Source organism: Paenibacillus sanguinis 2301083 = DSM 16941 (assembly GCF_000374825.1).
GTDB lineage: Bacteria > Bacillota > Bacilli > Paenibacillales > Paenibacillaceae > Fontibacillus > Fontibacillus sanguinis.
Genome location: NZ_KB895379.1, coordinates 88467 through 112418 on the forward strand (window position 1 = coordinate 88467; position 23952 = coordinate 112418).

Consider the following 23952-nt stretch of genomic DNA (forward strand, 5'->3'; position numbering starts at 1 on the left):
ATTAGAAATAAATAACCCAGATCAGAATTGCAAGCACAATGCGGTATACCGCAAAGGGAAATAGCTTGATCCGATCAATGAGCTTCAGGAAGAAGCGGATCGACAATAACGCGAACACAAAGGCGCTAATAAAACCGAAAATAAAAAATGGCAGAACCTCCGGTGTAAAATATTGCAGATTTTTCATTAAGGATAACGCACTGGCTCCAGCCATAATTGGCACTGCCATAATAAAGGTGAAGTCAGCCGCCGCCCGGTAGCTTAATCCAAGCAGCACCCCACCGGAAATCGTCGAGCCTGAACGGGAAAAGCCAGGCCAGATGGATATACACTGGAACAGCCCGATCATTAAGGCCTGCTTGTACGAAATTTGATCCACCGTTTCCGTATATACACGTTTTGGCCTGTATCGGTCTGCAGCAATCATCAACAGTGCGCCAACCACCAGGCCGATCAACACCGTCATCGTAGAGAATAAATGTTCGTCGATGAAATCCTCGAATAGCAAGCCAAGAATCCCCGCCGGGATGAGACCGACAATAACCTGCATCAGCTTAAGCCGCGGCCCCTCAGATGGACGGCGTCCGGGCATAAATCGCGACAAGCCCAGCAAGTCAATAAATCGATTGCGAAATACGACCAGCACCGCCAAAATCGAACCGAGTTGAATGACTACCTTAAACGTGTTGGCAACGTATTTGGAGGCCAGCAGCTGCTCGGTTTGCAGCCACATATCATCTACAATAATCATATGGCCCGTCGAGGAGACAGGAGCAAATTCCGTCAGCCCTTCCACCAGGCCCAATATGATAGCCTTCATGATTTCCCAAAAACTCATTGTTACTACCTCTCCCTTAGACTATCCTTGATTTTCTTGGTTGCTATTTTACTGGGCCATGTTATTTTTGCGTTTACGCAACCATAAAAGCAGCAGGACTATTCCGCCAATGGCAAGAATAATATAGGCAAAATGCGAATAAACGTCCATGAACTCAACGATTTGTTCCCATGAGCCCCCAACAGCAGCCCCAACCCACACCAGCGTAATATTCCAGATCAGCGTACCTATTGTGGTGAATAGCAGGAACAATCGGAATTTCATTTTTGCCATCCCCGCAGGCACAGAGATCAAACTCCGAATCAAAGGAACCATACGACAGAACAGCACCGTCCAATAACCGTAGCGCTCAAACCACCGATCTGCCCGGCGGATATCCTCCTTCTTCAATCGTAAGAATCGCCCATAACGTTCAATCCAGCCCTCCAGCCGGTCTACATTGACCAGATAACCAACGCCGTACAGAATAACAGCACCCAGTATAGAGCCTAATGTCGAGACAATAATGATGCCGGGTACCGTCAGGCTGGTATAGGTGGTCATGAAACCTCCGAATGTCAGAATCACCTCTGATGGAATCGGAGGAAATACATTCTCCAGAGCGATGAGCAGGAACACGCCAAAATAGCCAAACTGCTCCATAAATTCCGTAATCCAGTTATTCACGTTGTACCTCCCATGGGATTTAGCAAAAAAGCAGTCTATTTTGCAGTGTACTGATCGCCTGCAACGATTAACATACGGTTGACTGAGCGGATAAGTTACAAATATAGCAACTATTTCACTTCTTGCATTGTAACAAATTTTGACCTCAAAAATAAATAGAAGTGCGTACTATCAGTAACCCCTTCGTCCTGGGAAGACGCTTTTTGAACTAACTCCATTATAAATTTTCGTCATATCTGCTCCGGCCTTGCCGCTTATGATTAGTCAACAACTTGATGCCTCCCCCGATCAGCAACACGGATACAATGAACGGGCGAAGATACTGGTCGATGCGGAAGTACAAGCGAAGCTCGGGAAACCAGGAATCCAGCCAAGGCACCAGCAACTCCATCCCGATAAAATAAATCCCCAAAACAATAAGAACAATACCCAACCAATGCTGGTAACGTCCCTGCATATTCATTAACGGCTGATCCTCCAGCGGCAAAATTCCGTACCGACTGGTCTGCTGCAGCCCGTCAAAAAAGCAATAGAACCAAATCACCGGAATGACAAACAGAAATACGGAAAGCCGCAGCACATCAATAATATAAAAGCTCCCTAGAAACAGCACCATCATTTGCAATCCCCGCTTCTGCAGACCGAGGTACATCTGACCGGCTCCGGGGAATGCTGATAATAGCGTTGCCAATACCTTGCTGCGCCGCCCTTCTACGCGTCCTAATTCCCATTCATCAAGCAAGGATCGATCAAGCAGCAGCTCCCCGGCCTGCTTCCGATGCACAAGCTGAACGACATCAAACATGCAATAAAGCCAGATGATCGGCAGCAAGCCAAGGAGCAGCAAAAACACAGATTCCCCGGTAATCCCCGTGATGAAAAACATCATGGTGATGACACCGAAAAAGGAAATCAGAAAAGATAACCCCCGCTGCATTAGACCAAGCTGGAAGTGTCCCAAGCCCGGTACAAAGGATAACAGAATGGTGAAGAACTTCTCTTGCTCCATCCCTCCATGAGCATGAGGAATCCCCGGATCATATCCCCCTGAGGGCACTTGCGGATCACGAAGCATCGTAATTAACAAATCCAGCATGGATATCCCCCATAGAATAGCCGCGCAAATCAGCGTAAACAGTATTAGCTCCTCGCTTTGCGCAAAAATACTTGCTATGGTACCGAACAGTAGTCCTCCAAACATCAAAATCAGGTAGGCCGTTCCCTTAACCTTTCTTCCCCAATATAAATGCCCGAAGCCCGAGATTAAATTTAAAATGCATGCCAGCATTCGGCTGCGTTGATAAGGCATGGTTCATCCTTCCTTTCTATGTTCATAGCAATGCTCTAGGTTTTGATTAACGTCTCCAGGTATCGACCCATTTCACGGTCATATCCAGCATCCGTTCACTCAGCGGAATACTCTGCTGAGGGCGATTGATCCACTCACTGGTTCCTGAAGATAATGAGTCAAATAAGCCACATCCCATCAGCAGAACGGTAATGGCTGCCGCCACAGTATAATGAAATAATGGATGCCTGCTCCACGTTTTTCTGCACTCTGTCTGTACAGGCCTAGCTTTCTCCTGCGGGATTGCCCCTAGCAACCTTTGCAAATAAAGCTCCTCTTCTTCCGGCTCCGGCAGCGTGGATTCCTGGGAAGAGAGAACGGCAGCATAGGCCTTGAACACTTCGTCATCCTGCAACAGCAACGCCTCCAGACGCTCTTCTTCTTCGCGGTCCATCATGCCGCTTATATAGCTATCCCACAAGGCTTGTTCGCTATCCTTCTTGCCACTCATCCCCATTCCTCCTTCGGCCAATGATCTCGAATGTAAGCTCTAGCCCGATACAATTTCGATTCCACCGTCTTTAACGTTACTCCAAGCTCTTGAGCAATCTGCTCATGGCTTTTACCTTCCAAGTAAAACTCCGTAACAATGCGGCGGTGTCCCTCCGGCAGTCGTTCGACTTTTTCCCGGAGTTCCTTGTTCCGCTCCGTCTCCAGCAGCCCTGTCATGTTATCATCCGTCTCTCCGGATAACTGAAATTCAAGATCGGCAGGGTCCCATTGCTCCTCCTGACGGCGATCGCGCTTTCGCTTAATGTCAATCGACTTATTGACAGCAATGCGGGTCATCCACGTTTTTAATCCTCGGGATCGGTAGCTCGGGAGAGACTTAAATATTTGCAGGAAGGTTTCCTGGGCAGCATCCTCTGCCTCTTTCGCATCGTGCAGTACGGAATAGGCAACCCGGTATATGTAGGTTCCATACTCACGAACCAGCCACGGAAATACGCTATGCTCGCCCTGCTGGAATTTTAGTATAAATGATGCTTCATCAATGACTCTCCCCTCCTCCCAAATATATAGACGACACCCCTTCGCCTTACCCCTGCATAAACTAGTAATTTTTTTGATCTGCAGCAAATAAGTAGTTTACGTTCTAGTGAGCAGAGCGCTTGCTTCGTTCCCGCACAAATCCGAAATAGATAATCGTAAATAGTAACATACTGGCTGGCAGGACCAGGAAGCTAAGCCCATAACCAACCAGATCAACCATTTTGCCAAAGAAGACGTTAAACCCGATATCGAATAGCGAAGCTAGGCTAATTACAGCCCCCGTAGCCGTGGAGATCATGCTGGCAGGGAAAATATGCTGGAGCATCATGAGCATCGTTGGATACAAAATAGAGAAAAACAGTCCACTTGCGCTCAACAGCCATAAGGTGGAGACCCCTCCTAAAACCCCGGTCACATACAAAAGACTCCCCCCCACGGTAAAGATCGTAATACTTCGGTGAATGCCCAATCTATCAATTAGCGGCGAGAAAATTAATCGTCCTGCCGTTATGCCGCCAAAGAAAATCGCTAGTGCGTTTGCCGCCGTCCCCTTGGCCAAAGACAGATGCTGCATGCCATAAGCCACCAGCCAATTCATAATCCCATGCTCAGCTATAAAATAAAAACCAAATAACAGCACCACAGGTATGAAGGAACGATTGGCTAATACATCCTTGAAACGATACTTGCTGCGTTCATTTGCTCCGATTGCTCCGGCACTGCGATGATCTGGAATTCGACTCATGGCAATGCACAAAAAAGCAGCCACCCCCAGTACAAGCAAAAGGCCATTGGTTAGCTTCCAATCATAGAAATCTGAAGCCAAATTCCCCGTCACGCTCTGACTTCCACTTGTACCCACGCCTTGCGCAAAGAATAAAAAATTAACGGCGAGTCCAGGTGTGGCCGCAAATAACAAGGGGGTCACAATGTTAATTGTTGTGCTCAACAAAGTGGAGGCCCCCATAGCAAAGAACATCCCAATCAGGACAGCATAGAAGTTATCGCTCGCTACAAACAACAGCAAAGCCAGCATCCAGATCAGCAGCATGGCAAGCATCGCTGTCTTGCGTGGGAAGCGGTCTGTTAATCTGCCGCCAATAAGTAAAAAAACAAGATTACCCGCATAGCTGACGGTCACAATTTGAGCCGCCTGGTGTGTCGTCAAGCTAAAGTGATCAGTAAAGATCACAGAAAAGACGCCTCGCAGACTATCGCTGGCGCCCAAGGCTATCATCAGTATAAGAAATCCCCAAAATGCAATATTTTTCTGTTTCACTATAGTCTGTCTCCTATTGAGCGTACCAAATAATCTCTCTCATACGCGATGGTAATATTCGTTATTTATTGAAATACATTCAATCTCACTCGTAAGAAATTGTATATTTCTTCGGCAATATTAACCTGACAGCAAGACTCCAATCCTTCAAATCCCGGAGAGGAGTTAGCCTCACAAATTTTATAGTGATCGCCGTCAAAGAGTAGATCAATGCCAGCAATATCAAGGTTAAGCAAACGTGCTGTCTCCAGAGCAAGCCATTCAATCTCCGGGTTAATCTCATAAGGCTCCACAAATCCACCACGAGAAAAATTAGCCTTAAAGCTATCATTGCCAGAGCTTCTCTTCATCGCCGCTATGGCTCGTCCGCCTATGGTCAGCACTCGCACATCCATGCCTCGGCTGGATTCTACGAATTCCTGCAAGATCATAGTAGCATTTTCCTTATAGGCATTGATCATTTCCAACAGGTCTATGAATTTCGACTTTGTTTCAGCCAGAAATACGCCACTGCCTTGCGACCCTGAAATCGTCTTGACAACCACCGGGAATCCCAGATGCTTCTCCACCAAATCAACATCTACCTTTGAGCGAATGAGCATCGTCTTGGGCACAGGCAGATTATACTCTGCGAGGATTTGCAGGGTAAATAGCTTGTCCTTCACAGTATCGATGCTTTGGGCAGAGTTGAAGGTACGGACTCCCAATCGCTCCAAATGACGGATTAACGCCAAGCCGAAATAGTTCGTATTCGCCCCCATGCGTGGCAGTACAAAATCAGGTAGCTGTACGACTTCCCCGTCAACCATCACGCTTTTACGGTCATCTCTGGTCACAATCAACTCCAACTGCTCCGGGGCAAGCACACGCACATCAATCTCTTGCTTATGGGCCTCTTCTATCAATCGCTGCAATTCGTAGGTTTCCGGCTTCACGTCATTCACTGAGCTCTTATAGATAATCCAACCTTGCATCAACAACTACCCCCAGCTTCAAATTCGCATAGTCTCTGATTTCCTATCCCAGCATACGATGTCAATGCGTGATTAGTATGTTCTGAATTCAACAAGTTTGTAAAATAATCAATGAAAAAACCAGGAACCTCCACTGCGTATTACAGTAGTCATTCCTGGTTGTAGAATTATCGATAATTGCTGCGAAAACGTTGCGTATATGCTTTGGCATCCTCGGCTGTCCGCACCCGGTTGCGGCTCCACTCCAGCAAGATCCTGTCGATGTAGCGAAAGTGAACCTTTCCGGCAAACACCGCTTCCTTCAAAGCTAACAAAATCAGTTCTTCAGGGTAATGGTCCTGATCCACCCAGCCGGAGATCGTTTCGAGCTCCATGGGAGATAGCGTGCGGGCGAATTCCCTCTCAAATATGACAAAAAGGTTGCGCTCTTGCTCCTCTTCGCGGCCAGAATCCCCCGCTGGTTCAGCCACTTTGCGCTGATGAGAGGAAGATGGCCCCTCGGCCAGGAAGCGGCCAAGTTGATCATACATTCCTGTCAAATTATAACGCTCCGAGCGAATGCCGGTCAGTTCGTCGGTAGTCTCATCAATTCTGAGCCAACCATCCTTCAACAAACGGCGCAGGATGGGAGCGATCATACCGGGCTCAGTCCCCATCCGGTATTCCAGTTGCTGGATAGAAGGGAACTCATTATGCTCCATCTGTTGAAAGGTCAACAATTGAATTAACAACATGACCTCTATATCGCTTAGGCCAAGCTTACGGTAATGAAGCAGCAACGGGAAGGGAACCTGAACGGTTCCCGCCGTCAAACCCAAGGCAATGCCTTTGGCCCATGACTGATTGCTCTCATACATAGGTTAACCCCCCTGTGATCCAAATCAAGGATACAGGCGATACAGCATCCGTGGGAACGGAATAGTCTCCCGCACATGATCCAGCCCGCATAACCAGGCTACTGTCCGCTCCAGACCCAGACCAAAGCCGGAGTGAGGCACCGAACCATATTTGCGAAGATCAAGATACCATTGGTAGACCTCCGGAGACAACTGATGCTCCTTGAAGCGAGCTTCCATCAGCTCAGGATCATCGATCCGCTGCGACCCGCCAATGATCTCGCCGTACCCTTCCGGTGCAATCATGTCGGCGCATAATACAACCTCCGGACGGTTAGGGTCCGGCTTCATATAGAACGCCTTGATTCCCACAGGATAATGTGTGATGAAGACCGGCTTCTCGTAACGTTCGGCAATTGCTGTCTCATGAGGTGCTCCAAAATCTTCACCCCAGGGAATATCGAAGCCCTGGGTATGCAAGTAATCGATCGCTTCATCATAAGTAATCCGTGGGAACGGAGCTTGGATATTCTCCAGCTTCGATACATCCCGGCCCACCGCCTCAAGCTCGGTCCGGCAATTCTTCAGCACAGACTGTACGACAAAGGTAATGAAATTCTCCTGTACCTGGAGGCTTTCCTCATGGTCGGTGAAAGCCATCTCGGGTTCAATCATCCAGAATTCGATCAGATGTCGACGTGTTTTGGACTTCTCCGCCCGGAACGTTGGTCCAAACGAATACACCTTGCCCAGCGCCATTGCCGCTGCTTCCATATACAACTGTCCGCTTTGCGTCAAATAAGCATCTTCCTCGAAGTATTTCGTATGGAATAAATTCGTAGTACCTTCAGCCGAGGTCGGCGTAAGAATTGGCGGGTCAACCAGGGTGAACCCGTTTTGATCGAAAAATTGCTGTACAGCACGAATAATTTCGGCCCGGATCACCATGACCGCCCGTTGCTTGGAAGAACGGAGCCATAAGTGGCGGTGATCCATCAGGAAATCAACACCGTGTTCTTTTGGCGTAATCGGATAGTTCTCGGTCAAATGAATGATTTCAATCTCCGTTACCGTCATTTCATAGCCCGATTGGCTTCGGGGCTCCTCACGAATAATCCCCGTTACGTACATCGAAGATTCCTGAGTCAAGCTTTTGGCGTTGTTCCAGGTATCCTCCGATACTTCGCTTTTCACCACAACTGCCTGAATATAGCCCGTTCCGTCGCGAAGCTGCAAAAATTGAATTTTGCCGCTAGAGCGTTTGTTGTTAAGCCAGCTGCCGATGACAACCGTCTCTCCAACATGCTCTTTCACTTGACGAATCACCGTTTTGACCGCCATGCCTTTATCTCTCCTCTAACATCACTATAAAATGGTTTAAAGCTCTTATGTCTACAATTCGCCGCGACTACTTCGATTCCTCCACAATGTTCAGGGTATCACGGGCAATCATCAACTCTTCGTTTGTCGGGATGACCAGAACCTCTACCTTGGAATTCGGCGTAGAAATGCGGCGCGGATCGCCGGAACGCACCTTGTTCAACTCGGGATCAATCTCTATGCCCAGGTAAGTCAGGTTCTCAAGCACTTTCTCTCGCACAATGACCGAGTTCTCGCCAACACCAGCGGTAAAGACAATGACATCGACACCGTTCATGGCTGCGGCATAGGCACCGATATATTTGCGCAAGCGATATTCATACATTTCAAAAGCAAGCGTTTCGTTTGGCTTGCCTTCCTCCCAGCCATCCGTGATGTCACGCATATCACTGCTGCTGCCGGAAATCGCCAGAAGTCCGCTATGCTTGTTCAGCATGGAGTTGACCTCGCTAATCGATAATTCTTCCTTGTTCATGACGAAGGTAACGACCGTCGGATCCAAATCACCGCTGCGCGTGCCCATCATCAGACCTTCCAATGGAGTCAAGCCCATCGAGGTATCCACAGAAACGCCGCCCTTGACAGCTGTCAAGCTAGCCCCATTACCGATATGACAGGTAATAATCTTCAGATCCTCGATCGGACGATCCAGATACTCGGCTGCTACACGGCTGACATATTTATGCGAAGTACCATGCGCACCATAACGGCGAATGCGATGCTTCTTATAGAGCACCTTAGGAATCGGATACAAATACACCTTTTCCTCCATCGTTTGGTGGAAGGCGGTGTCAAATGCCACTACCTGCGGTACACCCGGCATATTAGCCTCTGCCGCGTTAATCCCCATGATGGCCGGTGGATTATGTAGCGGAGCCAGGTCGAACAGACGGCGTATTTCCGCTTTCGCCTCAGGAGTCACCAAGGCTGAACCTTTGAAGTATTCACCGCCGTGCACAACGCGATGTCCTACAGCTTCGATCTCACCGATGGATTGAATCACGCCATGCTCTGGGTCTGTCAGCTTATCAAGCACTTTACGGATAGCTGTTGTATGCTCCAGAATTTCACTGACTTCCGTTACTTCTTCCTTGCCGGTTGGCTTATGGTTGAGGATCGAAGAATCCATGCCGATCCGCTCCACTAGGCCTTTGGCCAAAACCGATTCGTCTGTCATGTCGTACAATTGATATTTAAGGGAAGAACTTCCCGCATTAATGACTAATACTTTCACAGTCGATCACCATCCTTGTCATATTTGAAGAACCCTTCACCCGATTTTACACCAAGGTGACCGGCACGAACCATCTTCTTCAGTACAAACGAAGGACGATATTTCAATTCACCAAATTCACGGAACATACGCTCAAGCGCTGCAAGCACCGAATCCAGACCAAAGCGGTCTGCCATTTCCAATGGTCCATATTGGAACTGGTAGCCAACGCGCATAGCTTCGTCAATTTCTTCGGCTGAAGCGACGCCTTCTCCGAGCACATGCAACGCTTCGTTGATCATAACGCAAATAATCCGGGACGTTACAAAGCCCGGCGACTCATATACCATGACACCGCGTTTCTCGACTACTTCTTCTACAAACCGTTTCGTTTCTTCAAAGGTCGTTTCCGAGGTTTTCAAACCGCGAATAATTTCGACCAGATTAATTTTGGCAACAGGATAAATAAAGTGCATGCCGATCACACGCTCCGGATAAATCGTTCCTCCGGCAATCTCGGTCAGACTCAAAGTTGAAGTATTGCTGGCAAGAATAATATTGCTCGGACATACTTGATCCAACTGCTTGAACACCTCTTTTTTGGCATCCAAATCTTCCGAAATACTCTCAATGACCATATCGCAGGTACCGAGCTCGGCAAAATGAGTTACTTTATGGATTCGGGATAAAATCAATTTTTTCTCAGCCTTCGTAATTGCCCATTTCTCCAGTTGCTTGTCGAGGCTGGTCTCAATCATGCTATAGGCATGGTTCAGCTTTTCGGTTGTTTCTTCCACGAGCAGTACGTCAAGGCCCTTGGCCGCCAGCATCTCACTGATGCCTTGCCCCATTGTGCCACCACCGATGACACCTATTCTTTTGTAATTCATGGTCCTCTCGCTCCATCCTTTCATCTACTGTACATAATATGGTTCCCTGGATGTCGAATAATACATTTTCCTATACCCAACATATAATAATATCTTAGCACGAAGAAAAAGTAAAAAGAATAACCGGCATAGCGAATTATGCCGGTAAATCCATACTGTCACTAAATTGGCAACGGAACTGTTCCCCCGAAAGGCGCTCCTCCTGCAATAAAATTTGTAGCGATTTGTCGAAAACCGCCGCATGCTTATGCAGCATTTCCCTGGTTCGATCCGCAAGCTCCTCTAAAATCCGTGAATTTTCATTCATAAGAACCTCGGTTGTGACCATATCCATATTCACAATCCCCAGTGAAGTCAGGCCCGAACTCATCATCGTCTGCACGATATTGAGCGCCTGCTCGAAGTCATTGCTGGAACCGGTGCTGCGTCCACCGTAATAGATTTCTTCCGCGGCCGCTCCTGCCAGTGCAATCATGATTTGGCCTTCGAGATAAGGCTTGGTGTACAGATATTTCTCATCTTGCGGATTATGCCGCACATACCCCAGTGCCCTTCCGCGCGGGCTAAGCGCAACCTGACTAACACTGCCCGGAGCGACGACCTCGGCAGCAATCGCATGACCCAATTCATGAACCGCAACCCGGCGTTTCTCTTCCTCCGCCGCCTGACGATCGGTTCTCTCACCCATCAGCACCTTGTCAATGGCCATCGATAGATGCTCTGGAGCAATCTGCTCCAGTTTATCCCGCATCGCATAAATCGCCGCCTCGTTCATAACACTCTCAAGCTGAGCTCCCGAGAAGCCAAATGATTCTTCGGCAATCTTGTCCAAATCGACATTATCCTGCAACGGCTTGTTGGCCGCGTGCAGCTCCAGAATGCTGCGACGCCCCTTCTTGTCCGGCAAATCAACTTGAATATGCCGGTCGAAGCGGCCTGGACGAAGCAGAGCGCTATCCAGCATTTCCTTGCGGTTGGTGGCTGCCACGAGTAAAATACGCGGGGTATCCGAAGAATAAATCCCGTCCATCTCGGTCAGCAACTGGTTCAAGGTCTGGTCATACTCTCGTTGCTGTCCTCCTTCCCGCTTACCACCAATGACTTCAATCTCATCAATAAAAATGACGGCATTCTCTTTGCCTTCCTTAGTCGCACGGGTTCGCGCCTCCTTGAAAAGCTCGCGAATCCGGCTTGCCCCTACGCCAACATACATTTCCACGAACTCGCTGCCTGAAGCCGCTACGAACACTGCATTCGTATAGTGGGCGGCTGCTTTGGCCAGCAGCGTCTTCCCGGTTCCCGGAGGACCGGTTAGCAAAATTCCCTTGATCGGCCGAATACCAAATTTACTGATTTCCTCATGACGCACCATGAAATCCAGCGCTTCTCTCAGTTCCTGCTTGGCGCTTTCCTGTCCACCGATTTGCTCGAACGTCAGTTTGGCAGGAGCGCGCTTCTTGCGTTTTCTCTCCTGTCCAGCTCCGATGGCCAGCCCACCTCCACGCATTTTAAATGCCATGAACAAGGCGCCAAGCATCACCAGCAACAAAAGGAGAGGACCCATATTTACAGCGCCGGTTATACCAAGAAATACAAGCAATACCGGGACAAAACCGACGGCGGCTTCCATCATCCATCTACGCATTAGGCCACACCCCCATCCCTTCTGGCTTACGCGGCAAAATAACAAACTTACTGTTTTGCCCATCTGTTAACGTGATATAGACATGCTCATTATCCATTTCTGCAGTAGCTTTGAGCTTAGCATGCTCTCGTTCCATTTGCTCCAGAGCTGCCGTAATCTCTGTATATTGTTTGTTCTCCATCGCCTGAGCGACAGCAAACATCGCATTTTCCCACAACTCGTTCAACACAGGAGAAGAATTGTCCACCACATCGATCTTCAACTTACGACTGCCAATTTGCTTCCTGCCATCCTGCTCCAAATGTCGAACCACGGTGCCCAATTCAGTGCCTGGCGCCAAGTCCAGCTTGACAGCCAACTCGCTCGGCTGTATGTTCAGTTGCACCTCACTAACACCTTCCACACCCTTTAACAAGTTCTCCAGCGGGCGTTCTATCGCCCATTCTTGGTAAAGGAACCAACCACCGAACAGTAAAATCCCGGAAATGACAATACTGGCAGCAACTCGTCCAACACGCAGTTTCACGCGTTTTCCTCCTTTATCTGTAATAAGTGACCCGCCTTAACGCAGATTTCTAATATAGAATTTGTTATATCTTTTTTGTATATCATTGTTACAAACATCAGTATATCACATCGTATATCAAAATTCGAAAAAAAAGAATGGAAAGCAAAAAAGCAGCTTCGAAGTTCAGTTCTCAATCCTGAACTACGAAGCTGCTTAATCCTGTCAGCGGTTGGGCAACGTAAATACTTCCTGTAAAGGCTCGCCGGTACTGAAGCTAAAGAACCGATAATAATGATGTGCTTGCTGTTTGTAGAACAATTGCCATACCAACTGGTTGTCATAAATTCCCGGCAGCAGGCGGACCACCTCAATTTCCGGCAATGTCTCTTTAATGATACTCCTGATCTGGTCCTCAGACTTGCCCTCGGACAACAGGCGGACTTCCGGCTTGTCACCTTCCGGCAGCCAGACCATAATCTCACGTCCAGCCTCATCCTGTCCTTGAATCACGTAGCAAACCCTGTCCCAGACTGACTTCCATACCTCATCGCTCCGTACCAGTTCAGTCTCCTGCTTGGCTTGCTGAACTGCCGCCCTTTCGGCTTTCCAAGCATCCTCGTAAATAAATATGTAGAACCGGTAAAGACCGATGAGGACAAGTAACAGAATAATGATGGAGAGCAGGATCCATTGGGTTCGCTTCCTCAACCGTCTCTTCCTTTCCCTAAGCAGGCAACTGTAAGCCCCTTTTATCATTCGCCATGTATACTCTCAGTGTATACATGTATCTCTATCCGTTGAACGAAAACTATTAACGCGTAATTAACCCGTCAAATGAGGCCTGGGCTTCATAGCGGATGCGCTCTTCATCCAGCGTCAGGCAAGCTCCGTGCTTTACGACCTGCTTCCCATTTACCCAAACATGCTCCACATCTCCTGCACCAGCAGAATAGACCGCATGGGATACGAAATCCGTTTTCGGAACAAAATGAGCCTGTTCCGTGTTCAGCGCAATGAAGTCCGCCTTCATCCCGGCTGCGAGCTTACCCGTATCAGGCAAGAACAACGAACGCGCTCCGTATTCTGTCCCCATCTTCAGTGCTTCCAGCGCAGGCACAGCCGTTGGATCTCCAGACACTCCTTTATGTATCAAGGCAGCCAAGCGAACTTCCTCCAGCATATCCAGATTGTTGTTGCTGGCTGGGCCATCCGTGCCCAGAGAGACCACAATGCCCTTCTTGAGCATATCCGGTACGCGAGCTACCCCACTGGCCAACTTCAAATTACTGCCCGGATTATGAGATACAGCTACCTGATGAGCCTGCAAAATATCCAGCTCCTCGTCTGTTAAATGCACAGCGTGAGCCAATAACGTCGGCCGCGAGAACATGCCCAAATTCAATAAATGCTGAACCGGACGGACTCCGTAATCCTTGACATTTTGCTCAACCTCAGTCTGAGTTTCAGACATATGCGTGTGCATCGGCAAGTCCAAATCATGAGCTGCCTGTACGAATTTTTGGATAAATTCCGGTGGACAAGTGTACGGCGCATGGGGCGACAACATCGTCGTAATCCGCCCATCTGCCTGACCCTGCCAGTTGCGGGCAAAGGCGATGGCCTCGTTCAGCTTTTGATCCTGTACCTCGGGCGGGCATAGTCCAATAGCTCCCCGCATGAGAACAGCCCGAATACCGGATTCCTGAGCGACCTTGGCCACCTCATCCATATGATCATACATATCCAGGAAGGTTGTAGTCCCTCCTTTAAGCATTTCCAGAATCGACAAGGCCGTTCCAGTTCGCACGTCCTCTGCTGTAAACTTGGCTTCCATCGGCCACATTTTCTCTTCAAGCCAGGTTTTCAGCGCCATGTCGTCACCGAAACCTCTCAACAGTGACATCCCTGCATGGCCATGGGTATTGATCAATCCGGGAAGAAACAGCAAGCCTTTCCCGTCAAAGCTCTCTGCCCCTTCCACGCCATCAGGACGTTCTTCCCCAATGTAAGTAATCGTATCCCCCTCAACCAGCATAAACCCTTGAATCACCGGACGTTCCTGGTCCAATACCGCAAACGTCCCATTCTTTATTAACCATTTTCGGCTCATACTCCAGCATGTTCCTTTCCATTCTCCAAATAATAGGCCAGACTCAGTAAGTCCGTTGTAAAGTCAGCCGCATGAATCCGTACTTCCGGCGGAACCTTCAATATGGTAGGAGCAAAATTCAAAATGGCTCCGATACCGGCAGCTACGAGTTGATCTGCAACGCGCTGAGCTTCAAAATCCGGTACGGTGATGATGCCGATACGGATCTTCTCTCTCCTTACCGTATCCCCCAATTCTTCAATCGGGCGTATTGTAATGTTATTGATTTGCGTCCCGATCTTGTCCGGAGAAGCATCAAATACCGCAACGATCTTCATGTTATCCTTCAAATAAGCATTGTAATTGGACAAGGCATGCCCAAGATTACCAGCACCCACAAGGGCTACATTAATCTGTTGGTCGAGATTTAATATGTGTTGAATCTTCTCAATGAGATAAGCAACGTCATAACCGATACCTTTGCGGCCAAAGTCTCCAAAATAGGCCAGATCCTTACGAATTTGCGCCGGATTCAAATCCAGCTTGAGACCAAGCTCCTGGGAAGATACCGTAGGGACCTCCCTCCGGCTTAATTCATTCAAGAAGCGCAGATAGACCGGCAGCCGACGGACCACCGCATCGGAAATTTTATCTGATTTCATACCCATTCCCCCTTGTCAACTTTACTTTATTTCATCAGTCAAATCAGTTTGATCCGCTTCATCAACCTGCAGCCACTCCGAGATTCGCGAGACCATTTGGCCCAGTGGCATATGCTCCATCTTTGGTCCAGGCAAAGAATATAAAAAATACTTTCCGTAGTAGGATTCCAGAATACGTGTATCATAAACAATCACAATGCCGCGATCCTGCGAAGAGCGAACCAATCGGCCAAACCCCTGCTTGAAGCGGATGACAGCTTGCGGCACAGATAACTTCATGAATGGATTCTTCTTCTCACGTTGTAGTCGCTCGCTCTTTGCTTCCATCAATGGATGGTTCGGCGGCTGAAAAGGCAAACGGACAATCGCCAGACTGGTCAGGGCTTCACCGGGAATGTCAACACCTTCCCAGAAGCTGCTGGTACCAAGCAACACGGAAGCATCTTGCCCTTGGAAGCGGCGCGTCAACTTGGTTCGGCTACCGCTATCCATTCCTTGCCCAATGACGGTTATGCCCTCCTGAGAAAGCAAGGCTTTCAGCGGCTCATACACTTGCCGCAGCATCCGGTATGAGGTAAATAACACTAGCATTCTTCCCCGGGTAGCTACTGCGGAATCGGCCAGGGACTGCACCAGCATATTAACGAAATGCTCGTCACCCACACCGCCCTTAACGCTGGGGAAATCCCGCGGGATAACAAGCAGGGCCTGATTCCGGTAATTAAACGGAGAGGGCAGCATCGCTGTCACCAGCTTATTTTCACTTGCCGCCTCCGCCAAGCCCAGCTGCTCGACCATATACTGAAACGATTTATCCACTGACAAGGTAGCCGAGGTCATCACCACGCTCTTTTTCTTGTCAAAGAAATACTCCTTTAATTGGGTGCTAACATCAATAGGCACAGCGTACATCTGCAAGGAACGGCTACGGTAATTGCCGTTAGCCTCCATCCAATACACGGTATCATCACTTTCCAGCTTCATGAAGAACCGCAAAGCTTCCCGTTCGGTTGCCAAATCCTTAAATAAACCGCCTATGTCTGTCAGCAAGCTTTCTGACCCGTAATCATCCTGGTCTTCACGAATTTCACTGAGCATGCGGTCACCCTTGCGCAGGACATCCCCCAACGCAACGTATATTTGATTCTCCAGTGCGGTCAGAGTATCCCAATCCTTCGGCTCCTTGCCCGGCAAGAGGCGATAAACAAATTGTCCCGGATCACCAGGCGCCGCATCACTGCGATCCGGCATCAGCGCAAACAACTGCTCACTTAACTTGTCCCAACTTTCCTTCACTTCAATCAGGTTCGGGTAAATGCCGTCAATAACGGAGCACCATTCACCTGACTTCTCGCCTGGCGAGGCTTGCAGCGCAGCCCGCAAATTAGCCAACTGACCGGTCTTGCTGTCCTTGAATAAACGGGTCAAGGTATGAACCACTGTAAAATATTTCATATGGATCCCCAAATGTTTGCCTGCCACATCCTCCAGATGATGCGCTTCATCGATAACCAGATGCTCGTAACCTGGCAGCAACTGATGACCTGCTTGAATGTCAGTAAACAATTTGGAGTGATTCGTAATGACTACATCGGCCACTCCGGCCTCATGCTTCGCGCGGTGGTAGAAGCACTTACGGAACCAAGGGCATGAACGGCCCAAACAGGAATCCGATTCACTGGCCACCGTCTCCCAGAAATCACCTCCGCGGTTCCCCATATTCAGCTCTTCATCATCGCCATTTTCGGTTTGTGTCAACCATACCAACATCTGAGCAGCGATCATCACGTCTTCTTTAGGGGTAGCGAAATCTTTCCTGCTTATTTTATGTTCAAATTTGCGCAAGCACAAATAATGCTGCCTTCCTTTAAATACCGCTGCCCGAAACGGAAACGGCACGACCTCTGTCAGGAGTGGAACATCTCTCTCCCGAAGCTGTTCCTGCAGATTAATCGTATGAGTGCTGACCATAACCTTCTCGTCTTGCTGAACACTGTGGTAAATGGCAGGCAACAGATAACCTAGCGATTTGCCTGTACCTGTCCCGGCCTCCACCATGAGGTGCTTCTCCTCGGCAAAGGCCTGCATCACCTCTCGCAGCATCAGGTTCTGCGCCTCACGCTCTTCATATTGCGGAAGTCGTTCACGCAATCGGTCGCGCACCTGCTCCAGAAATTGCTCAAAGCTGATATTCTCAAGCGGATTGCCCTCTATAGGATCCCGGGCTGGCTGAATATCCATCCAGTCCTCCGCTTGCAGCGCAAACTGTCGATAATACGTAAAGCCGTCGTCACCAGGAAGTGACTCGCGTTCCTTCTCCTGTACCATCGCGTCAAAAAACCAGCCAAGGTCGCTGTCCTCGCTGGCAAACAAATCATTCAGGCGCTGCAAGGTAAGCAGTGGAAGCCGTTCGCACTCTTCCAGACATTTCAGAAAGATGAGCGCGGTTGCCAGGGCATCGCTGTCCGCCCGATGTGGACGATCATGCTGCACTTCAAATTCAGCCGAAACCATGCCAAGCTGATAGGAGGTCAGGGACGGAAAGAGGATCTTCAAGAAATCCATTGTATCCAGTATTCGACCCGTAAACGGCAGATATCCCGTTTGGTCCAAAGCGCTCTGCAAAAAATTAAAATCAAACGCTACATTATGTCCAACAAGCACAACATCATTAAGAAGCGGCACCATCTCCATCATAACTTCATCCAAGTCCGGAGCGTCCTTTACTTCCTCCTCTGTAATTCCCGTAAGTCCCGTAATGAAGGGAGGAATCGGAACGATGGGCTTGACGAGGGATTGATATACCTGTGAAATGCTCTTGTCTGGCTCTATAATGGCAAGTCCTACTTGAATAATTGTATCAGAGGACTGGTTACCCGTCGTTTCAAAATCAAGCACGGCATATTTCATTGCGATTATAAGTCCCTTTCGTTCCAGTCTCTCTACAGCATAACAGAAGATTGCTGATTTGAAAATTAATACAAAGCGGATTTTGTAATTTAAATCACAATAAAAAAAACAAGCGACACCCCGCTTCGTGCGGATTGGCGTCACTTGATGAAACCTGGAGACATAAGGTAAGTGCGTGTTCAAAAATCAGGTTTTTCCTTTTATAAGTGCAATTACAAGAGGGAAGTCAACTCATTGCCATACGAGAGCTTCCCCTTACTGTGAAGGCAAGCCTCCAAATTTGCCAGCGGTTCCGTCAGAGAGGGATCACTGTGATGAGCCAGAGTAAAATACTCCTTCGCCTTGGCGAAAATCCCCTTCTGGGCTTCAATACAGCCCAGGGCGTTGTAGATAATCGAACGAAGCCGCTTATTCCCCGCGCGCTCCAGCACGAACCAGAAATGCTTGGCCGCCTGCTCACCCTGTTCCATGTGCAAATAACACATCCCCAGGCAGGTGCGAGCCAGCACACTGTCCGGATACTCCCTGATCACCTGCTCAAATTCCTCGAGTGCCTGGGGGAACATCAACAACTTATAATACCCCTGTCCCTTGATAAAACATGGCGCGTCCATTTCGGGAAGCTCCGGCATATCCTTGAAATCAGGATTTCCCAGCTTTTGGCGTACGTCCCCCATCTTCTCTTCAAAGCATAGCCATTCCTCAATGATTCCGTCGCTCATATGCTTGAGCAGATTCCATTGTTGTGCAAGTTCTTGCTTCTGAGCGTCTCCAGCCAAATGAAACTTACGGGAAATATCCTCCAACATTTCATTCATTTCCGCAAACACATGCTGAAACATCATTCGCCATCCCCACCCTTCACGAAAATGAAATCAGTCCGCGCCATACGTTCATTTTTTGTTTCGGGCGGACTTTTCATTCCCGCAGGCAGGAATTGCATTAACGAATCATGGCGTGAAGCTCTTGACGCGCCTTCTCAACGGGACGGTTGTTCTCATCCACAAAGACAATCGTAGGCTTGTGACTGCGAACCTCCTCCGGAGACATCTGAGCATAAGAGATAATAATGACATTGTCCCCAGGCTGCACAAGACGAGCCGCAGCACCGTTCAGGCAGATCACTCCACTTCCGCGCGGCCCCGGGATAACATATGTCTCCAAGCGTGCACCGTTATTATTGTTAACGATCTGTACTTGCTCGTTCTCCAACAGATCGGAGGTCTCCATCAAGTCCTCATCAATCGTAATACTGCCAACGTAATGCAAATTGGCTTCGGTCACCGTTGCGCGGTGAATTTTGGATTTCATCATAGTTCTATACATTAGTCATTCACCTTCTTCGTCAGAATTACGTTGTCAATTAATCGCGTAGACCCAAATTTGACGGCCACAGCTACCAGAATATCACAGGCCTGTCCTTGAGCGTCAGCCCGGTCCTCAGGGGCCAGCGGTTCAAGCCCCGGAAAGCTTACAATTTCTACATAATCAATGACAGCTAACGGCTCAGAGTCAATGCTCTTGCGCAATTGCTCCCGCACGGCAGAGACCGTCAGGACTTCCCCAGCCTGTGCAGTCTCCTGTACTGTCAGAAGGCTGCGTGACAGGACGAGAGCTGCCTGCCGCTCCGCTGCGCTCAGGTAGACGTTGCGGGAGCTCAGAGCTAACCCATCCTTCTCCCGCACAATCGGACAAGGCACAATCTCTACATTCCAGTTAAGGTCTTGGATCATTTGGCTAATCACGGCGACCTGCTGAGCATCCTTTTGTCCGAAATAAGCCCGGTCAGGCTGAACGATATGCAGCAGCTTGCCTACAACCGTCGTAACTCCGTCAAAATGCCCCGGGCGCGATGCTCCGCATAATAAGTCGGTTAAGCCAGATACTTTAATTTGAGTCCGGGTTGGCGTAGGGTACATCTCGTCGACATCAGGCATAAACACCAGATCCACGCCTTCCTGTTCAGCTAAAGCTACATCCTTCTCGGGGTCGCGAGGATATCGTTCAAAATCCTCTCCAGGTCCAAACTGAATCGGGTTGACAAAGATGCTAAGCACTACCAGATCATTCTCTGCCCGAGCCTTGCGAAGCAGACTGGCATGCCCTTCATGCAAATAGCCCATCGTGGGTACCAGCGCCACCTTGAGATGCCGATCTTCCTTAGCTGCCGTAAACCGGGCGGACTCCAGCTCTTTCCGAAGCTCTTTTATTCTCGTTAAGGTCATCATGACCGTGCTTCCACCTTTCCTTTGCCGTACAATGTGTCCAACGTATCTGCAACTGCTTGGTCTGCACGGAAAGCATGTTCTTCGGCAGGGAAGGAACGGCTTTTCACGTCTGCAACATATTCGGATATGCCTCTGCGAATATCAGTTCCAATATCGGCATACGTCTTCACAAAGCGCTTATCCCGGTAGTTCGCCGTGTATTTCAGCACATCATGAAATACGAGCACCTGACCGTCGCAGCCCCGCCCGGCACCAATACCGATGGTCGGAATAGTCAGCTCGCGGGAGATCGCTGTAGCGACTTCCTCTGTAACCAATTCCAGCACCACGCCAAACGCTCCAGCACGCTCTAGGGCCTTGGCGTCTTCCATCAAGCGGCGGGCATCCGTCGCATCCTTGCCCTGCACACGGTATCCGCCAATTTGGTTCACCGATTGTGGCGTGAGTCCAATGTGTCCTAACACAGGCACCCCGGCTTGAACAATGGTCCGCACGGTCGCTTCGATCTCTTTTCCGCCCTCGATTTTAACACCATGCGCATGGCCCTCCTGCATCAAACGTCGTACGTTTCGCAGCGTCTCATCAGTGCTTCCGTGATAGGTCATGAACGGGAGGTCCGCCACGATAAAGGTCTGCTGTGCTCCGCGAGCTACAGAACGGGTATGATACACCATGTCCTCTAATGTGACCGGAATCGTTGAGTCATAACCCAGCACCACATTACCCAGCGAGTCTCCCACCAGCAATATGTCCGCTCCCGCTTCCTCGGCCAATTGGGCTGAAGGATAATCGTAGGCAGTGATCATGGCCAGTGGAGTTCCCTCCTGCTTCATCTTCTTCATCTTCACAATATTTACAGCTTGTTTCCCTGGCATATCTGTCATCTCCTTCGGTTGAATACTGTTGTTCGCTACTCATCGAAAACTGCGCACAACAAAAAAACCTTTTAGTGTGGCACTAAAAAGGTCCGAAATCCAAAGAAGAGTCATTTAACTCGTCCCTTCTGTCTCGGTCCTCTTCGGCTCAGAGCAGAATCCAACGCATTCTGAAAATTAAAATTATAGACGAACGCCCAGAGTGCAGCTCGGATCCTAAGCCGATACCGCCTCCTGAGCACAGTATAACAAATTACGTTATTTTTTTCATCCTCCAAGTTGTACTTCCCCTGAGAAAATCGTACGCGTATTACCGCTATCCTCCCGCAAAATCAGCGCCCCATTCTCCGCGAGTGCGGTCGCCTGGCCGACAATCTCGCCGTCTGGAGTCAGCACGGTAATACGGCGTCCCAGGGTAACAGATAAAGCCTCCCATAAATGGCCAATCGGCATAAACCCCTTCTCCGTATACAGTTGATATAGCTGCTCCAACTCCGCCAAGACAGCTACGATCAGTTCTGTGCGCTCAATTCGGCGACCGCTGGCGATTTGTAGAGAAGTCACTTTGGGAAGAAGCTCCTGAGGAATATCCTCCCGCTGCAAATTCACGTCAATGCCGATGCCGGCAATCGCATATCGGATCAATTCATCCTCGGCGATGGATTCTACAAGGATGCCGCACAATTTGCGTCCATCCACCAAAACATCGTTTGGCCATTTGATGCCCGCATCGATCCCGAATTTGCGAACCGCCCGGCAAACAGCTACTGCCGTAAGCAAGGTCAGTTGAGGGGCGATTGAAACGGGCTGACGGTCGGGACGAAGCAGCAAGCTCATCCAGATTCCTTTGCCTGGCGGGGAATACCAGTGTCGGCCTTGTCGGCCGCGCCCGGCAGTCTGCTCTTCGGCCAAAACCAATGTCCCGTGCGGAGCATCCTCTTCTGCCAGACGACGAGCCTCTTCCTGTGTAGAAGAGACCGAAGTCAGAAGCTTAATACGCTTACCCAGGCTTTGATTTCCTGAAAGACCCTGCAACAAGGCTGGCTGACTTAATCGATCAGGCTGGCTGACCAAACGATAACCTCTGCGGGGAGCAGATTCAAATTTATAGCCTTGTTCCCGCAGCTTGGCGATTTGCTTCCACACCGCCGTCCGGCTGATCGATAAGCGGCGGCTCATTTCCTCACCTGATATATATTGCCCGGGATGCTCCAGCAACATGTCAATCAGATCGTTTGTCTCCATCTTCCCTCACCACCGATTCTACAAATTCCAGGATCGGCCGCCGCTCATTCGGCAACTCGCCAAGTGCAACATGCAACAGCAGCCGTTTCATTAACTCCCCCAGCCATGGTCCACCGGGACGGCTGCTGATCGCAAGCACATCTCTGCCGCTAACAGCAAGCTCGGGTAACTTATGTATAGAAACCTCTTGATGCCACTTCATTGCAAGGGACATCCGTTCTGTTTCTCTCTGTTGCACCATTTCGCCATAAACCGAACCCTGCAATAAGATCGCCTGCCGCTGTAGCCACCAATTGGCTATCTCTCGGCCAAACTCGATTTGTAAATGAATCCACTTACGCCGCAAATCTTGTTCTTCCAACAACTCTGCTCTAGTGGCTCCCCATGCCTCGTCAAAACGAACGATGGCAGCCGTTTCGTCTGCTATTTGATTAGGAAACGTCCAATTCTTCAGTAGTCCGGATACTTCTTCACCAGAAATCTCCAGTCCCTGAAGGAGCAATGACCAGCGCAAGCCAGCGGGAGCAGTCGGTAATAATGGTAACATCTTCAACCATTCAGGGCGCGAGGGGCTACGGTGTAATAATCTGCGGACCAAAATCGTCAACTTGTCGTCTACAGGTTCCCTAAGATTGCTTTCAGCATCGGCCCCTTCTTTTACTGGTAATTGAGCTGCCTTGGCATACTGCAACAGCCCGCTACGCTGAAGCAACGCCAGTCCGCGCAACGGATCAGGACCTAACACAATCTTCTCCAGCTCCACACGAACCCGTTCCGTAGCAATGTAGGACAACTTGCCTCTACCGGCGAGCAATGCTGCCCACAAGCTCTTGACCGGCCGGAAGCCAAAGGTCGACGCAAAGCGAACCGCCCGCATCATACGCAAGGCGTCTTCGTCAAAGCGCTCCTCAGCCACACCTACGCAGCGGAGAATACGACGCTGTATATCGGATTGCCCATCGAACGGATCAGTCAATGTTCCATCCAGCTCCCGGGCAATAGCATTCATAGTAAAATCGCGCCGACGCAAATCCTCAGTGATTGCGTCGACGAACTCCACCGACAACGGGTGCCGATGATCAGCATATTCAGATTCCTTGCGAAAGGTAGTCACTTCGTAAGCGTGCTTGCCCATCAGCACCGTAATCGTTCCATGCTGTATGCCGGTAGGAACGGTTCGCTCGAACAAGCCAATAATCTCGTCCGGCTTGGCCGAAGTGGCAATATCCAGATCATGTACGGGCTGGCCCATTAATTCATCTCGCACACAGCCGCCAACAAAAAAAGCCTGATGCCCGCCATTCAGCAATGTGCGCAGCACGTTCTCCCCCTGATAAAGCATCAGGGGATCCACCTGATTCCAACGATTCATT

23 protein-coding genes are annotated in these 23952 nt (G+C 49.4%); all 23 read right to left on the reverse strand.

All coding sequences use genetic code 11. The features are described from left to right. Position 1: 1 nt before the first annotated feature. Entirely contained in the window at positions 2-838 is an 837-nt protein-coding gene (locus C557_RS0108095; RefSeq protein WP_018751347.1) for an undecaprenyl-diphosphate phosphatase, read from the reverse strand. A 48-nt stretch (positions 839-886) separates the two neighbouring features. Then, complete coding sequence (locus C557_RS0108100) at positions 887-1504, reverse strand: DedA family protein (RefSeq protein ID WP_018751348.1); 618 nt, start codon at positions 1502-1504, stop codon at positions 887-889. A 217-nt stretch (positions 1505-1721) separates the two neighbouring features. Then, on the reverse strand, positions 1722-2813 hold the full coding sequence (locus C557_RS0108105) for a hypothetical protein (protein WP_018751349.1): 1092 nt from the start codon (positions 2811-2813) through the stop codon (positions 1722-1724). A 46-nt stretch (positions 2814-2859) separates the two neighbouring features. Then, positions 2860-3303 (reverse strand): hypothetical protein, encoded by a 444-nt coding sequence (locus C557_RS0108110; RefSeq protein WP_018751350.1) that lies wholly within the window; start codon positions 3301-3303, stop codon positions 2860-2862. Then, on the reverse strand, positions 3300-3932 hold the full coding sequence (locus C557_RS23220; protein WP_018751351.1) for an RNA polymerase sigma factor: 633 nt from the start codon (positions 3930-3932) through the stop codon (positions 3300-3302). Before C557_RS23220 ends, C557_RS0108110 begins: the two co-directional genes overlap by 4 nt. A gap of 16 nt (positions 3933-3948) precedes the next feature. Continuing rightward, on the reverse strand, positions 3949-5124 hold the full coding sequence (locus C557_RS0108120; protein WP_018751352.1) for an MFS transporter: 1176 nt from the start codon (positions 5122-5124) through the stop codon (positions 3949-3951). Between the two features lie 65 nt (positions 5125-5189). Beyond that, positions 5190-6098, reverse strand: a complete 909-nt coding sequence (locus tag C557_RS0108125) for an ATP-grasp domain-containing protein (protein ID WP_018751353.1) — start codon at positions 6096-6098, stop codon at positions 5190-5192. 167 nt (positions 6099-6265) lie between these two features. Further along, the gene (locus tag C557_RS0108130; protein ID WP_018751354.1) at positions 6266-6955 is read right to left on the reverse strand and encodes a DnaD domain-containing protein; all 690 of its coding nucleotides are present in this window, start codon (positions 6953-6955) and stop codon (positions 6266-6268) included. A gap of 24 nt (positions 6956-6979) precedes the next feature. Beyond that, a complete protein-coding gene (gene asnS / locus C557_RS0108135; RefSeq protein WP_018751355.1) occupies positions 6980-8275 on the reverse strand; it encodes an asparagine--tRNA ligase in 1296 nt (431 codons plus the stop codon). Positions 8276-8342: 67 nt separating this feature from the next. Further along, positions 8343-9548: an acetate/propionate family kinase gene (locus C557_RS0108140; RefSeq protein WP_018751356.1), complete on the reverse strand. Its 1206-nt coding sequence runs from the start codon at positions 9546-9548 to the stop codon at positions 8343-8345. Continuing rightward, the gene (locus tag C557_RS0108145; protein ID WP_018751357.1) at positions 9545-10417 is read right to left on the reverse strand and encodes a 3-hydroxyacyl-CoA dehydrogenase family protein; all 873 of its coding nucleotides are present in this window, start codon (positions 10415-10417) and stop codon (positions 9545-9547) included. The genes C557_RS0108140 and C557_RS0108145 overlap by 4 nt, the downstream gene beginning before the upstream one ends. 136 nt (positions 10418-10553) lie before the next feature. Continuing rightward, positions 10554-12062: an AAA family ATPase gene (locus C557_RS0108150; RefSeq protein WP_018751358.1), complete on the reverse strand. Its 1509-nt coding sequence runs from the start codon at positions 12060-12062 to the stop codon at positions 10554-10556. Then, the gene (locus C557_RS0108155; protein ID WP_018751359.1) at positions 12055-12588 is read right to left on the reverse strand and encodes a hypothetical protein; all 534 of its coding nucleotides are present in this window, start codon (positions 12586-12588) and stop codon (positions 12055-12057) included. The genes C557_RS0108150 and C557_RS0108155 overlap by 8 nt, the downstream gene beginning before the upstream one ends. Before the next feature lie 204 nt (positions 12589-12792). After that, positions 12793-13278, reverse strand: a complete 486-nt coding sequence (locus C557_RS0108160) for a cell wall elongation regulator TseB-like domain-containing protein (RefSeq protein ID WP_018751360.1) — start codon at positions 13276-13278, stop codon at positions 12793-12795. 103 nt (positions 13279-13381) lie between these two features. Continuing rightward, positions 13382-14680, reverse strand: a complete 1299-nt coding sequence (locus C557_RS0108165) for an amidohydrolase (RefSeq protein ID WP_018751361.1) — start codon at positions 14678-14680, stop codon at positions 13382-13384. After that, the gene (locus tag C557_RS0108170) at positions 14677-15321 is read right to left on the reverse strand and encodes a redox-sensing transcriptional repressor Rex (protein ID WP_018751362.1); all 645 of its coding nucleotides are present in this window, start codon (positions 15319-15321) and stop codon (positions 14677-14679) included. Before C557_RS0108170 ends, C557_RS0108165 begins: the two co-directional genes overlap by 4 nt. Positions 15322-15342: 21 nt before the next feature. Beyond that, positions 15343-18231, reverse strand: a complete 2889-nt coding sequence (gene dinG / locus C557_RS0108175; protein WP_018751363.1) for an ATP-dependent DNA helicase DinG — start codon at positions 18229-18231, stop codon at positions 15343-15345. Positions 18232-18443: 212 nt separating this feature from the next. Continuing rightward, a complete protein-coding gene (locus C557_RS0108180) occupies positions 18444-19076 on the reverse strand; it encodes a tetratricopeptide repeat protein (protein WP_018751364.1) in 633 nt (210 codons plus the stop codon). A gap of 97 nt (positions 19077-19173) precedes the next feature. Then, a complete protein-coding gene (gene panD, locus C557_RS0108190) occupies positions 19174-19557 on the reverse strand; it encodes an aspartate 1-decarboxylase (protein WP_018751366.1) in 384 nt (127 codons plus the stop codon). Next, positions 19557-20459, reverse strand: coding sequence for a pantoate--beta-alanine ligase (gene panC, locus C557_RS0108195; protein ID WP_018751367.1), 903 nt, complete (start codon positions 20457-20459; stop codon positions 19557-19559). Before panC ends, panD begins: the two co-directional genes overlap by 1 nt. Beyond that, positions 20456-21334 (reverse strand): 3-methyl-2-oxobutanoate hydroxymethyltransferase, encoded by an 879-nt coding sequence (gene panB, locus C557_RS0108200; protein WP_018751368.1) that lies wholly within the window; start codon positions 21332-21334, stop codon positions 20456-20458. Before panB ends, panC begins: the two co-directional genes overlap by 4 nt. Positions 21335-21601: 267 nt before the next feature. Then, on the reverse strand, positions 21602-22579 hold the full coding sequence (locus tag C557_RS0108205; RefSeq protein WP_018751369.1) for a biotin--[acetyl-CoA-carboxylase] ligase: 978 nt from the start codon (positions 22577-22579) through the stop codon (positions 21602-21604). Continuing rightward, complete coding sequence (locus tag C557_RS0108210) at positions 22557-23951, reverse strand: CCA tRNA nucleotidyltransferase (protein ID WP_018751370.1); 1395 nt, start codon at positions 23949-23951, stop codon at positions 22557-22559. Before C557_RS0108210 ends, C557_RS0108205 begins: the two co-directional genes overlap by 23 nt. Position 23952 lies beyond the last annotated feature (1 nt).